This window comes from Kosakonia radicincitans DSM 16656 (genome assembly GCF_000280495.2).
Classification (GTDB): domain Bacteria; phylum Pseudomonadota; class Gammaproteobacteria; order Enterobacterales; family Enterobacteriaceae; genus Kosakonia; species Kosakonia radicincitans.
Genome location: NZ_CP018016.1, coordinates 4234466 through 4248985 on the forward strand (window position 1 = coordinate 4234466; position 14520 = coordinate 4248985).

The 14520-nt window shown below is 53.9% G+C and carries 14 protein-coding genes; 8 read left to right on the forward strand and 6 right to left on the reverse strand.

Annotation, left to right across the window (positions count from 1 at the left end; translation table 11 throughout):
- Nucleotides 1-259 precede the first annotated feature (259 nt).
- The 3 genes from Y71_RS20390 (at nt 260) to Y71_RS20400 (ending at nt 3607) form a co-directional block, all read left to right on the forward strand.
- On the forward strand, nt 260-1759 hold the full coding sequence (locus Y71_RS20390; protein WP_007373628.1) for a PTS transporter subunit EIIC: 1500 nt from the start codon (nt 260-262) through the stop codon (nt 1757-1759).
- A gap of 81 nt (nt 1760-1840) precedes the next feature.
- Nucleotides 1841-2857: a Mal regulon transcriptional regulator MalI gene (malI, locus tag Y71_RS20395; RefSeq protein WP_007373627.1), complete on the forward strand. Its 1017-nt coding sequence runs from the start codon at nt 1841-1843 to the stop codon at nt 2855-2857.
- A 228-nt stretch (nt 2858-3085) separates the two neighbouring features.
- On the forward strand, nt 3086-3607 hold the full coding sequence (locus Y71_RS20400) for a metal-dependent hydrolase (protein ID WP_007373626.1): 522 nt from the start codon (nt 3086-3088) through the stop codon (nt 3605-3607).
- Nucleotides 3608-3739: 132 nt separating this feature from the next.
- Here Y71_RS20400 and cysS read toward each other — a convergent pair whose 3' ends face one another.
- Nucleotides 3740-5125 carry a cysteine--tRNA ligase gene (gene cysS / locus Y71_RS20405; RefSeq protein WP_007373625.1) on the reverse strand — a complete coding sequence of 462 codons (1386 nt, stop codon included), beginning with the start codon at nt 5123-5125 and terminating at the stop codon, nt 3740-3742.
- A 173-nt stretch (nt 5126-5298) separates the two neighbouring features.
- Here cysS and ppiB point away from each other — a divergent pair, with 173 nt between their 5' ends.
- The 4 genes from ppiB (at nt 5299) to purK (ending at nt 8221) form a co-directional block, all read left to right on the forward strand.
- Nucleotides 5299-5793, forward strand: a complete 495-nt coding sequence (ppiB, locus tag Y71_RS20410) for a peptidylprolyl isomerase B (RefSeq protein ID WP_007373624.1) — start codon at nt 5299-5301, stop codon at nt 5791-5793.
- Between the two features lie 2 nt (nt 5794-5795).
- On the forward strand, nt 5796-6518 hold the full coding sequence (lpxH, locus tag Y71_RS20415; protein ID WP_007373623.1) for a UDP-2,3-diacylglucosamine diphosphatase: 723 nt from the start codon (nt 5796-5798) through the stop codon (nt 6516-6518).
- A gap of 129 nt (nt 6519-6647) precedes the next feature.
- Complete coding sequence (gene purE, locus Y71_RS20420; RefSeq protein ID WP_007373622.1) at nt 6648-7157, forward strand: 5-(carboxyamino)imidazole ribonucleotide mutase; 510 nt, start codon at nt 6648-6650, stop codon at nt 7155-7157.
- The gene (gene purK, locus Y71_RS20425; RefSeq protein WP_007373621.1) at nt 7154-8221 is read left to right on the forward strand and encodes a 5-(carboxyamino)imidazole ribonucleotide synthase; all 1068 of its coding nucleotides are present in this window, start codon (nt 7154-7156) and stop codon (nt 8219-8221) included. The genes purE and purK overlap by 4 nt, the downstream gene beginning before the upstream one ends.
- A gap of 98 nt (nt 8222-8319) precedes the next feature.
- On the opposite strand, the gene Y71_RS30125 is transcribed toward purK, so the two are convergent.
- Complete coding sequence (locus tag Y71_RS30125; protein WP_007373620.1) at nt 8320-8868, reverse strand: hypothetical protein; 549 nt, start codon at nt 8866-8868, stop codon at nt 8320-8322.
- A gap of 338 nt (nt 8869-9206) precedes the next feature.
- Between Y71_RS30125 and mnmH the strand changes: the two genes are divergently transcribed.
- Nucleotides 9207-10292 (forward strand): tRNA 2-selenouridine(34) synthase MnmH, encoded by a 1086-nt coding sequence (gene mnmH / locus Y71_RS20430; protein ID WP_007373619.1) that lies wholly within the window; start codon nt 9207-9209, stop codon nt 10290-10292.
- Nucleotides 10293-10363: 71 nt separating this feature from the next.
- On the opposite strand, the gene Y71_RS20435 is transcribed toward mnmH, so the two are convergent.
- From Y71_RS20435 to Y71_RS20450, 4 genes are all read right to left on the reverse strand, one after another.
- Complete coding sequence (locus Y71_RS20435; protein WP_007373618.1) at nt 10364-11023, reverse strand: methionine ABC transporter permease; 660 nt, start codon at nt 11021-11023, stop codon at nt 10364-10366.
- On the reverse strand, nt 11016-12038 hold the full coding sequence (gene sfbB, locus Y71_RS20440) for a virulence-associated ABC transporter ATP-binding protein SfbB (RefSeq protein ID WP_007373617.1): 1023 nt from the start codon (nt 12036-12038) through the stop codon (nt 11016-11018). Before sfbB ends, Y71_RS20435 begins: the two co-directional genes overlap by 8 nt.
- Nucleotides 12039-12095: 57 nt before the next feature.
- Entirely contained in the window at nt 12096-12932 is an 837-nt protein-coding gene (locus tag Y71_RS20445) for a MetQ/NlpA family ABC transporter substrate-binding protein (protein ID WP_007373616.1), read from the reverse strand.
- 301 nt (nt 12933-13233) lie between these two features.
- Nucleotides 13234-14385, reverse strand: coding sequence for a porin (locus Y71_RS20450; protein WP_007373615.1), 1152 nt, complete (start codon nt 14383-14385; stop codon nt 13234-13236).
- Nucleotides 14386-14520: the final 135 nt, after the last annotated feature.

Here is a 14520-nt window from a genome sequence, read left to right on the forward strand (position 1 = left end):
GTACTTTTCAGCGCCTGCAAATGATGAGTCTCCAGGCCGGATCAGGCGATAGCCGCCATCCGGCCTTTCTTATTTAATCACCCCGCAATCATCACGGTTTATTACCGATCAACCTCAAATAATCATTAATTGATCTGGCTGAATGTAAAAATTTAGTTGCAGCTTTTTTGCCCTTATCTCACGATAAGTAGAACGTTCTACTAAAACGTTCTACTGACAATAATAACGCGCAAAATGCGCAACTTCGGGGGAAATCAGCATGAGTCTGATATCAGGGTTTGTTAAATCGCTGTCTAAATTATCGATGATTGGTCGCGCACTGATGCTGCCGATCTCGCTGTTACCGGCTGCGGGCTTATTACTGGCCTTCGGCGACAAATTCCATCTGCCGCTGATGATGAACGCAGGCGGCGTCATTTTTGATAACCTGCCCATGCTTTTCGCCATCGGTTCGGCTGTCGGGCTGGCGTCCGAATCCGGGATTGCGGCGCTGTCGGCGGCAGTATCGGTGTTTGTCACCAACATCACTATCGGCACCATGTTAGGCATTACGCCGGAGATGGCCTCGCAGGGCGGGAAATACTCCATGGTGGTCGGGATCCCGACGCTGCAAATGGGCGTTTTTGGCGGCCTGATCTGCGGTATTCTCGCCGCCTGGTGCTATAACCGCTTCCACACGATGCAGTTGCCGGAGTTTCTCGGCTTCTTCTCCGGCAAGCGCTTTGTCGCCATTGCCACGGCGTTCCTGTCATTTGTGCTCGGTCTGCTGCTGCCGTATGTCTGGCAACATATCCAGGCGGGTATCGATGCGCTGTCAGTGATTGTCAATGGCGATAATCAGGCGGCTTCGACCTTTATTTTCGGGCTGGTAGAGCGCGCGTTAATCCCGCTCGGCCTGCACCACATCTGGTATCCCTCATTCTGGTATTCGTTTGGCGATTACACCACGCAGGCCGGTCAGGTGATCCACGGCGACCAGACTATCTGGTTCAAGATGCTGGAAGAAGGGGTGAAATCGTTCAGCAGCGACACCTACCAAAACGCCGGTAAATTTATGCAAGGTGAGTTCCCGTTGATGCTGTTCGCGCTTCCGGCGGCTTGCCTTGCGATGTACCACGAAGCGCAGACCCGCAACAAAAAGATTGCTTTCGGTATCCTCTTCTCGGCGGCGCTGACCTGCTTCCTGACCGGGATCACCGAGCCGGTTGAATTTACCTTTATCTTTGTCGCGCCGATCCTCTATGTCTTTAACGCCATCATGGCGGGCCTGGCCTATATGACGATGTACCTGCTGCACGCGCACATCGCCAAATCGTTCTCTGCCGGCTTTATTGATTATCTGTCGTTCGGCATTCTGCCTTCGTTTAACGGCTATCAGACTAACTTCCTGAACGCTATTATCGTCGGTATTCCGATGGCGCTGATTTACTACTTCACCTTCCGCTTTGTGATCCGCCGTTTTGATGTCAAAACGCCAGGCCGTACCGACGTGACCGCTGTGGCGGACGATAAAACCGATACCGAGCTGGCGACCGAAATTATCGGCCTGCTGGGAGGTGCGCAGAATATTGATTCCGTGGGTTCCTGCATCACCCGTCTGCGCCTCGAAGTGGCGAAGAGCGAAATGGTGGATAAAGATGGACTTAACGGGCTGGGCGCGCGCGGCGTGGTATTTGTGGGCGACAGCGGTATTCAGGTGATTTTTGGCGCGAGGGCGCAATTTATCGCACAAACCATGTCCACGATGATCGGCAAATAATAATATGCCGGATTGGCGCCTCTGCGGTAGCCTAACCGAGGCGCTAACCCGGCGGATAAGCAGGAAATTCAGGGAGCAGAGTTGAAGAAAGTCAGCATTATTGATGTCGCAAAACAGGCGGGCGTTTCCGTTTCCACCGTCTCGCTGGTGCTGCGTCAGAAAGGGAAAATATCAGAAGCCACGATCGAGAAAGTCCATGCGGCGATCGCGGCGCTCGGCTATGTGCAAAACGTCGCGGCGGCTAACCTGCGCGCCAACACCTCCAACCTGATCGGGCTTATCCTGCGCGATTTCAGCGACAGTTTTTCCATCAAAGTGATGGCCAGTATCGTTCAGGAACTGGAAACGCAGGGATATATGGTGTTCCTCGGCCAGCCGCTTAATGATGGTGAACATCTTGAACGCTGCCTGCTCTCCTTCCAGCAACAGGGCGTGGCGGGCGTGATTTATCTTGCCTCGGATACGCGCAGCGCCTCGCTGCCTGAACAGATCCGCCAGTGTCACCTTCCGCTGGTGGTCGTTTCACAGTCACTGCTCAACGAGAACTGCGATTTAGTGATGCGTGATAACCGGCAGGCGGCGAGCCTGGCGACGCGCTACCTGATTGAACGCGGACACCGCAGTATTGCCTATATTGGCGGCGTTGAGGGCGATTTACTTCGCCAGCAGCGGCTACTGGGTTTTCGCAGCGCAATGAGCCAGCATGGGCTGGTGCTGCGCGAAGGTTCAACGCCGGATTGCAGCGACGACACCCAGGCGGCAAGCTACGCCACCCGGCAGTTGCTGGAAAATAACAACACCATCACCGCCCTGCTCTGCCACTCCCCGGCGGCGATGATTGGCTCGATATCCGGCATTCACCACACCGGGCGCACCATCGGCAAGGATGTCTTTCTCTCTCAACAAGTTGCGCTAATAGGCTTTGAGGATATGCTGCACGTCAACCTCACCTCGCCCTCGTTCACCTATGTCTCTTCTGCCAGTGAAGAGACCGGGCGCCAGGCTGCCGGGCTGATGCTGCGCAAACTGAAAGAACCAGAATTACAGACCCAGCGCATTACGCTCTCCGGGCAGCTTATCGCCCGTGAGTCAGCGTAATTAACCGCGGCGTTATCGCGGAAATCGAAGCGTTATTCATGACGCGCCCGCCCATCGGCTGATGGTTTTTATCGCTTCCTCAGCGCAGCGAAAACTGGCGTGGACATTTTTCATCCGCAGGAAAATTCGCCCTAAAATTTATGCGATCACGGGTAGATTCGGAAAAGCACGCAGTCATTCCCGTTCGTGCAATGGCTATAATCTCGCTTTTATTCAGGGACATACCTCATGCCAACGATCGTTACTCATGCTGCCGTTCCTCTGTGCCTGGGCTTAGGGCTGGGTAATAAAGTTATTCCGCGCGGGTTATTAGTGGCAGGGATTGCACTGGCGATGCTGCCGGATGCCGACGTGTTAGCCTTTAAATCCGGCGTCGCCTACGGCAACGTTTTTGGTCATCGCGGATTTACCCACTCGCTGCTGTTTGCTTTCGTCGTACCGCTGCTGGTCGCGTGGTTTGGGCGAAAACGGTTCAAAGCCAGCCTGCTGCGCTGCTGGGCATTTTTAACGGTTTCGCTGTTATCGCACAGCCTGCTGGATTCAATAACCACCGGCGGTAAAGGCGTCGGCTGGCTGTGGCCGTGGTCAGATGAACGCTTCTTTGCGCCCTGGCAGGTGATTAAAGTCGCACCGTTTGCTCTGTCACGCTACACCACGCCGTATGGTCACCAGGTGATCATTTCTGAGTTGCTGTGGGTGTGGCTGCCAGGTGTGATAGTGATGGGTTTATTGTGGTGGCGCAGGCGTTAGTAGAGGATGGCGGTTTTCGCGTTAACCGGCGTTGTGCAGGCCGGATAAGCGCCAGCGCCATCCCACGCTCGTTACCGAATGGCAGAGAAAAATACGTCAGAGATAAAAAAAGCGGCCGAAGCCGCTTTTTTCTTACTTACGACGCCAGGTCGTGCCCTGCGGACCATCTTCCAGCACAATGCCCATCTCATTGAGACGGTCACGCGCCGCATCGGCTGCCGCCCAATCCTTCGCTTTACGCGCATCAAGGCGCTGCTGGATCAGTTGTTCAATCTCAGCCACTTCGCTGTCATCCGCCTGCGCACCGCTTTGCAGGAAAACATCCGGCTCCTGTTCCAGCAATCCAAGTACGCCCGCCAGCTTGCGCATATGTGACGCCAGCGCATTGGCCGCATGCGCATCTTCCGTTTTCAGACGGTTCACTTCACGCGCCATGTCGAACAGCACCGAGTAGGCTTCCGGCGTGTTGAAATCATCATCCATTGCTTCCACAAAACGCGCTTCAAACGCCTCGCCACCTTCCGCCGGCACAGTGCTGTCTGTACCGCGCAGTGCGGTGTAGAGACGCTCCAGCGCAGAGCGTGCCTGCTTGAGGTTCTCTTCGCTGTAGTTCAACTGGCTGCGGTAGTGACCGGACATCAGGAAGTAGCGGATGGTTTCCGCGTCGTAATACTTCAGCACATCGCGCACGGTAAAGAAGTTACCCAGCGATTTGGACATCTTTTCACGGTCAACCATTACCATTCCGGAGTGCATCCAGTAATTCACGTATTCGCCGTCATGGGCGCAGGTAGATTGCGCAATTTCGTTTTCATGGTGCGGGAACATCAGATCAGAACCGCCGCCGTGAATGTCGAAATGTGAACCGAGCTGTTTGCAGTTCATCGCCGAGCACTCGATGTGCCAGCCCGGACGCCCTTCGCCCCACGGCGACTGCCAGCTCGGCTCGCCCGGCTTGGACATTTTCCACAACACGAAATCCATTGGGTTGCGCTTGATTTCAGCGACTTCCACGCGCGCACCCGCCTGCAACTGATCCAGATCCTGGCGCGAAAGCTGGCCGTAAGTCGGATCCGTCGGCACCGAGAACATCACGTCGCCGTTGTCAGCCACATAAGCGTGACCGCGTTCCAGCAGGCGTTCGGTGATTTCAATAATTTCGTGGATATGGTGCGTCGCGCGCGGCTCGCTGTCCGGGCGCAGAATATTGAGCGCGTCAAAATCCTTATGCATCTCGACGATCATACGATCGACCAGCGCAACAAAGCTTTCGCCGTTTTCATTCGCACGTTTAATGATTTTATCGTCAATATCGGTGATGTTACGTACATACTTCAGCTTATAGCCGAGAAAACGCAGATAACGTGCAACCACGTCGAAGGCAACAAAAGTGCGACCATGGCCGATATGACACAGATCGTAAACAGTGATACCACACACGTACATGCCGACTTCCCCGGCATGAATAGGTTTGAATTCCTCTTTTTGGCGCGTCAGTGTATTAAAGATTTTTAACATCGAAGATTCCATTTGGACGTGTGTGGAACGAAAACCGCATATATTACCCGTAATTCAAACCCGAAGCAGCACACTTTGCAAGGTGATCCCACCTCGCGGTTATGCTATAACAGGCGACTATCTCTGACCCACTGGCGGGTCTGCGCACTACACTATCAGAACAGGATGCAATAATGGTTACTTTCCACACTAATCACGGCGACATCGTAATCAAGACGTTTGACGATAAAGCGCCTGAAACAGTTAAAAACTTCCTGGACTACTGCCGTGAAGGTTTCTATAACAACACAATTTTCCACCGTGTTATCAACGGCTTCATGATTCAGGGCGGCGGCTTCGAACCGGGCATGAATCAGAAAGTCACTAAAGATCCGATCAAAAACGAAGCCAACAACGGTCTGAAAAACAGCCGTGGTACGCTGGCAATGGCGCGCACTCAGGCGCCGCACTCCGCAACTGCGCAGTTCTTCATCAACGTGGCAGACAACGACTTCCTGAACTTCAGCGGCGAAAGCCTGCAAGGCTGGGGCTACTGTGTCTTCGCCGAAGTGGTTGAAGGCATGGATGTGGTTGACAAAATCAAAGGCGTTTCCACCGGTCGTAGCGGCATGCATCAGGACGTTCCGAAAGAAGACGTTGTGATTGAAAACGTGACCGTCAGCGAGTAAGCGTGGCGACACTCTTTATTGCAGATTTGCACCTGCAAACAGAAGAACCGGCGATCACCGCCGGTTTTCTGCGTTTTTTAGCCGGTGAGGCTCGCCAGGCGGACGCGCTCTATATTCTGGGCGATCTGTTTGAAGCCTGGATCGGCGATGACGATCCCAACCCGCTGCACCAGCAAATCGCCAGCGCCATCAAATCGCTGGTTGAAAGCGGCGTACCCTGTTACTTCATTCACGGCAACCGTGATTTTCTGCTCGGCAAACGCTTTGCCCGCCAAAGCGGTATGCAACTGCTGCCGGAAACGCAAGTGCTCGATCTGTATGGCCGTAAGATACTGATCATGCACGGCGATACGCTGTGTACCGACGATGCCGGTTACCAGGCGTTTCGCAAAAAAGTCCACACGCCGTGGATACAAGCCCTGTTTCTCGCCCTGCCGCTGTTTATCCGCCGCCGTGTCGCCGCGAAAATGCGCGCCGGAAGTAAAGCCGCTAACAGCAGTAAATCGCTTAAGATCATGGACGTAAATCCGCAAGCCGTCATCGACGCTCTGGAAAAGCACCGCGTTCAGTGGCTGATCCATGGCCATACGCACCGCCCGGCAGTACATGAACTCACCGCGAACAACGCGCCCGCATTTCGGGCTGTTTTAGGTGCCTGGCACAGTGAAGGTTCGATGGTGCGCGTCAGCGAAACTGGTGTCGAACTGCTCTTTTTTCCCTTCTGATTAGCAACGCACGCGTCGCGGCAAACGCGCAAAACATCGCCACGCAACCGTTTTCCTTCGTCATTTTACATGCTATTCTCTGTGCCCTCTTTTGTCGTCTGAAGTACACCCACAGGAGTTTTGAGACGCATGTCTTCAAGCAACCAACCGGCGCGCATCGCCATTGTTATGGGATCGAAAAGCGACTGGGCAACCATGCAGTTCGCCGCAGAAATCCTCGATACCCTGAACGTCCCGCACCATGTTGAAATCGTCTCCGCACACCGCACTCCGGATAAACTGTTTAGCTTCGCCGAAAGCGCAGAGCAGAACGGTTTTCAGGTGATTATCGCCGGTGCTGGCGGCGCGGCGCATTTGCCAGGGATGATTGCGGCCAAAACGCTGGTGCCGGTGCTGGGTGTACCAGTACAAAGCGCCGCGCTGAGCGGCGTCGATAGCCTCTACTCTATCGTCCAGATGCCGCGCGGTATTCCTGTTGGTACGCTGGCGATCGGCAAAGCTGGCGCAGCAAACGCGGCGCTACTGGCCGCGCAAATCCTCGCCCAGCATGATGCTGCACTGCATCAGCGTCTGGCGCAGTGGCGCAAAACCCAGACCGATGAAGTGCTGGACAATCCGGATCCCCGGGGGGCGGCATGAAGCAGGTCTGCGTATTAGGTAATGGTCAGCTTGGCCGCATGCTGCGCCAGGCTGGCGAGCCGCTGAGCATTGCAGTATGGCCGGTCGGGCTGGACGCAGCGCCGGAAGCGGTGCCGTTTCAGCAGAGCGTGATCACGGCAGAAATTGAACGCTGGCCGGAAACGGCGCTGACCCGCGAACTGGCGCGTCATCCGGCGTTTGTAAACCGCGACGTATTTCCGGTGATTGCGGATCGTCTGACGCAAAAACAACTCTTTGACAAGCTGCAACTCGCCACCGCGCCATGGCAACTGCTGGCAGAGAAAAGCGAGTGGCCGGGCGTGTTTTCGCGCCTGGGCGAGCTGGCCATCGTCAAACGCCGCGTCGGCGGCTATGACGGCCGCGGCCAGTGGCGTCTGCGGGCTGCCGATACCGATCAACTGCCGGAAGAGTGCTACGGCGAGTGCATCGTCGAGCAGGGCATCAACTTTTCAGGTGAAGTGTCACTGGTTGGCGCGCGCGGCCATGATGGCAGCACAGTGTTTTATCCGCTGACGCACAACCTGCATCAGGACGGCATTTTGCGTACCAGCGTGGTTTTCCCGCAGGCCAATGCCGAACTGCAGCAGCAGGCCGAAGAGATGCTCTCGGCAATCATGCACGAGTTGCACTACGTCGGCGTGATGGCGATGGAGTGCTTTGTCACCCCGGCCGGGCTGCTGATTAACGAGCTGGCGCCGCGTGTTCACAACAGCGGCCACTGGACGCAAAACGGTGCCTCAATCAGTCAGTTTGAACTGCATCTGCGCGCGGTAGTGGATTTACCACTGCCGCCACCGGTAGTCAACAGCCCGTCGGTGATGATCAACCTGATTGGCAGCGATCTCAATTACGACTGGCTTAAGCTGCCGCTGGTGCATCTGCACTGGTACGATAAAGAGGTGCGTCCGGGGCGTAAGGTGGGTCACCTGAACCTCAACGACAGCGATACCTCCCGTCTGAGCGCCACGCTGGAAGCGCTGGTTCCGCTGTTGCCGCCGGAATATGCCAGCGGCATCGCCTGGGCGCAGTCAAAACTGCAATAATCCTCGATCTCTACGCTGGCGGTCATCGCCAGCGTTTTCAATTTCGCTTGTCGCGTTCCTTTGAAGCAAGCTGCTCTCGTAAACATCCTGTACACATATCAGATTCGCGCCACAACATCACAGATCATCTGCGGGAAATTAATCTCCGCCAGAATTTTATTTGCCAACTGCTCGGGGGAGGCATTTTTGGGTGTCAGGTAAATATCTTTTTTCCACATAACGGCAATTTTCGCTAATTTCAGCAAATGATATTTCCTGACACCGGGCGGTAATATTGCCTCGTCAAAAGGAACCACCGGGCTTCCTTTATGAATTCCTGTATATGTATTTGCACTATCATAAATATATTTCTCATGTCTATTTGGTTCAGAATTGAGTAAAAGATCTCCCTGATAAATTAAGCGATCGCCCTCTCTTGCTTTCTGGATATGCCATAGTCGTCGATTATTGCAATCAAGATCTTTTCTGGTAGAAAAACCCACTACTCTGTAGGGGTGATAAAAAACTGACGTCCTGCCATCATCGCTCCCCCGTGAACGGCGATTGAGTTCCAGACGGATACGACAAAATTCTTTCGTATCGGGCTGATAAAAGTAAAAGGATGAAAACCCTTTATTTTTCGGTGCAGTAAACCAACATTTAAACATACTTCCTCCTTGTATATTTAACCGAATGAAACTGGCTTAAAAATAATGCACCGGGCGATTAACCAACCACAATTAAAGAGTTATTAAATAATAAGTTAAATCTCATATCCCAATAAGATAACTCAAACGAACCATTCCGTTTATGTCGACAGTCTGACATCACACAGATTAATCTGGGCTGTAGTATAAAAGGACGAATATAGGCGCTGTGCCGGGATATAGTGTGGGCATCCTGTTACACATTAAAAAGCGATTAGCTCCCGCCATTGATCTCGGCAGCTTCGGGCGTAAAATCTGCACGCGGCGGTTACCGCCAGCGTTTTGCAGAAGGAAGCCCCATGAACGACACGACGGATTACCTGACTATCCTGCGTGATACCACTCCTCTTATTGATGTCCGCGCACCGATTGAGTTTCAACAAGGTGCCCTGCCTGGCGCCATTAACCTGCCGCTGATGAATGATAGCGAGCGCGCCGCCGTCGGCACCTGCTACAAAAAAGCGGGACCGGAGGCCGCGTTGCGTCTGGGTCACCACTTGGTTCAGGGCGAATTGCGGGAACAACGAATGCAGGCATGGCTCCAGGCCTGCAAGCAAAATCCACGCGGCTATATCTGCTGCGCGCGCGGCGGTCAGCGTTCGCACATCGTACAGCAGTGGTTACGCGAGCGAGGAGTTGACTACCCGCTGGTCATCGGCGGCTACAAAACACTGCGTCAGGCAGCAATAGAGGCGATACATCAGCGTTTGCAGCGCCCGCTGTTGCTGATTGGCGGCTGTACCGGTAGCGGCAAAACGCTACTGGTGGCATCCCGACATAACGGGATCGATCTGGAGGGGCTTGCCCGCCATCGCGGCTCCTCATTTGGCCGCACGCTGCAAGCGCAACTTTCGCAGGCCAGTTTTGAAAATCAACTGGCTGCGGTACTGCTGAAAACGTCTCCCGCTTTCTGGCTGCTGGAGGATGAAGGGCACGCGATTGGCGCGAATCATATGCCAGCAATACTGCGTGAGCGCATGGCGCAATCACCGCTGGCGGTGGTGGAAGAGCCGTTTGAGCAGCGGCTTGAGCGCCTGCGTAACGACTATTTTTTGCAGATGTCACAAGCCTTTATCCAGCGCGATGGTGAAGAAGCAGGCTGGCAGGCTTACGCAGAGTACCTGCGCCACGGTCTGTTTGCGATTCGCCGCCGCCTTGGGTTACAGCGTTTCGCACAGCTTAGCGCCCGCCAGGAGGAAGCGCTGATTCAACAACAGCGTTCCGGGAACACAAGCGCGCATTTTGCGTGGCTTGCGCCGCTGCTTGAAGAGTATTACGACCCGATGTATCGCTATCAGTTAGAAAAGCGCGCGAAAGATATTATCTTCCGCGGCAATTACGATGAAACGGCCGCCTGGCTGGCGGCACAAAATAACCAGCAGTAATGTCGGTGGCTGGCAACGATCCCCGGTCTGCCCGGTGAGCGGGTCGACCACATGAACCCGCTCGTGGGATATCAATGACGATCGCGCTTATCGGCGCGTTTTGCCAGCCAGTCACCCAGCATCTGCACCACCTGCACCAGCACGATCAGCGCCACCACGGTGACAATCATCACCTGCGTTTCATAACGATAGTAGCCGTAACGAATCGCCAGATCGCCCACACCGCCACCGCCGACAATCCCAGCCATCGCCGAGTAGCCAATCAGGCTCACCAGCGTGATAGTCAGACCGCGCAGTAAGCCGGCGCTGGCCTCCGGCAGCAGCACCGTACAGATAATGCGTAGCGGGCTGGCGCCGAAGGCTTCAGCGGCTTCGATGATCCCTTTGTCCACTTCACGCAGCGCGCTATCAACCAGCCGGGCGTAAAAAGCGATAGCCGCAACAGACAGCGGCACGGAAGCGGCAATCGGCCCAATGGTATTGCCGAGCAGCCATTGGGTTAACGGCAGCAGCAACACCAGCAGGATGACAAACGGCACCGAACGAATAATATTGACCAGCACAGAGCTGATTAAATAAACCGCGCGATTCTGCCAGAAAAGGTGGCGATCGGTTACGAAAATCAAAAAACCTAACGGCAAACCGCCAACAATCGCCAGCACCGTCGAAATGCTCAACATCTGGAAGGTTTCGCCAAAAGCCAGGCTTAAATCGGCCAGTAAATCATCCACGGATCACCTCCACCTGTGCGGTACGGTTGCGAATGTAATCAACGGCTTCTGCCACCCGATGCGGATTTTCAGCAGAGGACAATTGCACCACCAGCATCCCCAGCGCGCGCTCACCGATATACTCAATTTTGCCGTGCAGAATATTCACCGCCACGCCAAACTTCACCGCCGCATCGGAGAGTACCGGCTGTTCGGCGGAGTCGCCAATAAACAGGATCTTCAGCAGTTGCCCCGGTAAATGTTGCTGTAAACGTTCCGGTAGCGTCAGGTTCAACGTGTGCGATACCAGTTGTTGGGTGAATGCATGCTGTGGATGGGCAAAAATATCAAACACTTCCCCCTCTTCCACCACTTTACCGCCTGACATTACCGCCACCCGATCGCAGATCGATTTGATCACATTCATTTCATGGGTGATCAGCACAATCGTGATCCCCAGTTGTTCGTTGATCTGTTTTAACAGCGCCAGAATGGTGGCGGAAGTTTCCAGATCCAGCGCGGAAGTCGGCTCGTCGCACAGCAATACATCCGGATGGTTGGCAATCGCGCGCGCGATACCCACGCGCTGTTTTTGCCCGCCGCTCAGCTGTACCGGATAACGATGCGCTTTATCGCTCAACCCAACCAGTTGCAGAATTTCCGCTACACGCGGGGCGATTTTGCTGCGCTCCCAGCCCGCCGCTTTCAGGCTAAAGGCCACGTTTTGCGCCACCGTGCGGGTGTGCATCAGATTAAAATGCTGAAAAATCATGCCAATGCGCTGACGCGCCTGACGCAGCGCTGCGCCATCCAGCGCGGAGATTTCCACGCCATTAATATTTACGCGGCCCTGGCTGGGACGCGTAAGTGCATTTAATGTGCGCAGCAATGTGCTTTTGCCCGCGCCACTGGTACCGACAATGCCAAAAATTTCACCTGCGGCGATGCGCAGCGAGACCGAATCAACGGCACGCGTAGCGCTTGCGCTCCCGCGACCTGCGGGAAAATCGACGCAAACCTTCTCTATCTCAATCATGCAAACCTCAAACGACAAAAGGCAGGCCGCAGCCTGCCAGTCAAATCAAGCGGAAACTTATTTCTTATCCGCTTGCGTCATCCAGTCGGGTTTCTGGAAAGCGCCATAAACATTGTTGGGATCGTCAATGACCGCTCGATAAGCCGGTGATTTCACCACTTCAACAATATCCTTCGCGAACGGCTTATCGGCATCTTCCGTACGTACTGCGATGATATTCTTCAGATTTTCATCCAGATGTTCCTGCTTCAGCGCGGAAGAGAGCTTCAACCCGGCAGCGATAGCAAAGTTACCGTTGACCAGTGAAGCGGTCACCCCGTCCAGCGTGCGCGGCAGTTGTGCCGCTTCCAGCGGTTTGAACACCAGCCCTTTCGGGTTGCTGGCAATATCACGCTCGGAGGCTTTAGTCGGATCAATCGACTCTTTGATGGTGATAAGATCCAGCGATTGCAGGAAACGCAGCCCGCGCGCCAGGTTGGTCGGATCGTTGGAAAGCGTGACAATATCGCCCTTTTTCAACTCATCCAGACTTTTGATTTTACGGGAGTAAAACCCCATTCCCGCCGTTGGTACGCTGATCAGTTTGCTTAACTTCAGCCCTTTATCCGCGGTGAATTTGTCAAAATAGAGGCTGTGTTGAAACAGGTTCGCATCAATACTGCCGTTCGCCAGCGCCATGTTGGGTTGTACATAATCACTGAATTCACGTAGCACCACTTTATAGCCCTTCTCTTTCAGCGACGGCGCAATCGCCTGTTTCACCATATCGCCGTAAGGGCCAGGTGCCACGCCGAAGACGATCGTGTGCGGATCGCTGCTGGCGTGAGCAAAAGGTAAACCGCATACCAGAAGCAGTGCGCCGAAGGTAGCGCGTAAGCTGAGACGACGTCCCATAAATTCTCCCTAACGAGTTGAGATGCTGTGTGGCGCGACGTGCAATGCGCCGCGTTCCATTTTCACCCTGTGAATAAGGCTGGAGGATAAGATGGCACAAACGCGGCCCTGCGGTAATTGAAAAAAATTCACTATGCTGTGAACTATGTCACTGAATGGTGGGGAGATATTTTCAGGATAAGGTGATGAAGCATAACGAAAAGCCCCACTTTTCGCGGGTAATAGGCTGTTTCGTTATGCTTTTTATTGATAAGCATTGCCGGATTTAAACTAAGCGCTAAACCCGGCAGCGCATGGCTTATCAGAAGTCGTAACGCAGACGAACAATGTTCATATCGGCCAGAGACTTGTCGGTGCTGCTGGTGAATACGTGTTCGTAATCGACACGGAAACCGTAATCCAGCTGGAAGGTCACACCTACGCCGTTGTCGATACGCTGATAGTCGCGGCCAGTGGTGTATTGCAGACGGTCGCCCATCACGTACGGCTGTACATATTTAAGCGCGTACTGGCCCACCGGGATTTTATAACCGGCAAAATATTCAATACCCCACGCGTCACCCGCGAAGTAGTCGTGAACATTTTTCTGACCGGTGGTCAGGAAGTTTTCGTACCAGCCGCCGCCGAAGGAGAAGGTCCAGTTATCCGGCGTCCAGCTCAGCGCTGTACCATAGATGTTCTGGCTGTAGGAGTCAGTATCGCCAGTGCTGCTGTTACGCACGTTGGCTTTGGTGTAGTTCCACGCCGTACCCCAGGTCAGGTTTTTGGCCAGGTGGTAATCCACACCCAGTGAACCGCCGCCATTACGTTTGTAACGGATGCTGCTGTTTTTCAGCAGCAGTTCGCTATCGGAGAACAGGTAGGCGGCATAGAGATCAAAATCACCAAAGGTGTTTTTGTATTTCAGCATCTTACGTGAACGGTAAGAACCGTCGTAATCACCTTTGATACCGTTACCCGGCGCCTGGGCTTTCATGTCGTAATCCCAGATATCGGTTTTCGCACCCACGACATCGTAATAAATGCTGTTCTGCTGACCAAAGGTCATCGTACCCCAGGTTTTGCTTTTCAGACCGGTGTACAGCATACGACGGGTGGTATTGTTGGAACCTGCTGCGTAGTGACTATCCCAGTCGAACAGCGCCGGAATGTTCACACCCAGTTCGTAATAGTTAATCCAGCTAATATCATCAAACAGGTAGTAGTCCGACGCGAAACGAAAGCGGGTGCCGCCGTCATAACCGTTACGTTTGTACGAGCCTTTGTCGCTATTGCCCATCGCGTTATCGAACTGCGGACGGATAGAACCGCCAACGGTGAAGTTCAGTCGGCTCAGCGGATCGCCGGCCTGTGGATCCTGTTTAAGAAGGGTGATTTCCGCCTGAGTTGCGAAAGATGTTAATGCCACTGCTGCGCCAATGGCTGTCGCCAGGGCGGTTGTTTTTATTTTCATGGTTTTTCCTTGATGGATAGACGCCACTAGTAAGTACTAGCGGGCAGATACTAACGTCTAAAAGTTCGCGTCTGTTGGGGATTTTTTGATTTTTTGTGCTACTAAATACTTTGAAACCAAGCATTTACACTTTGA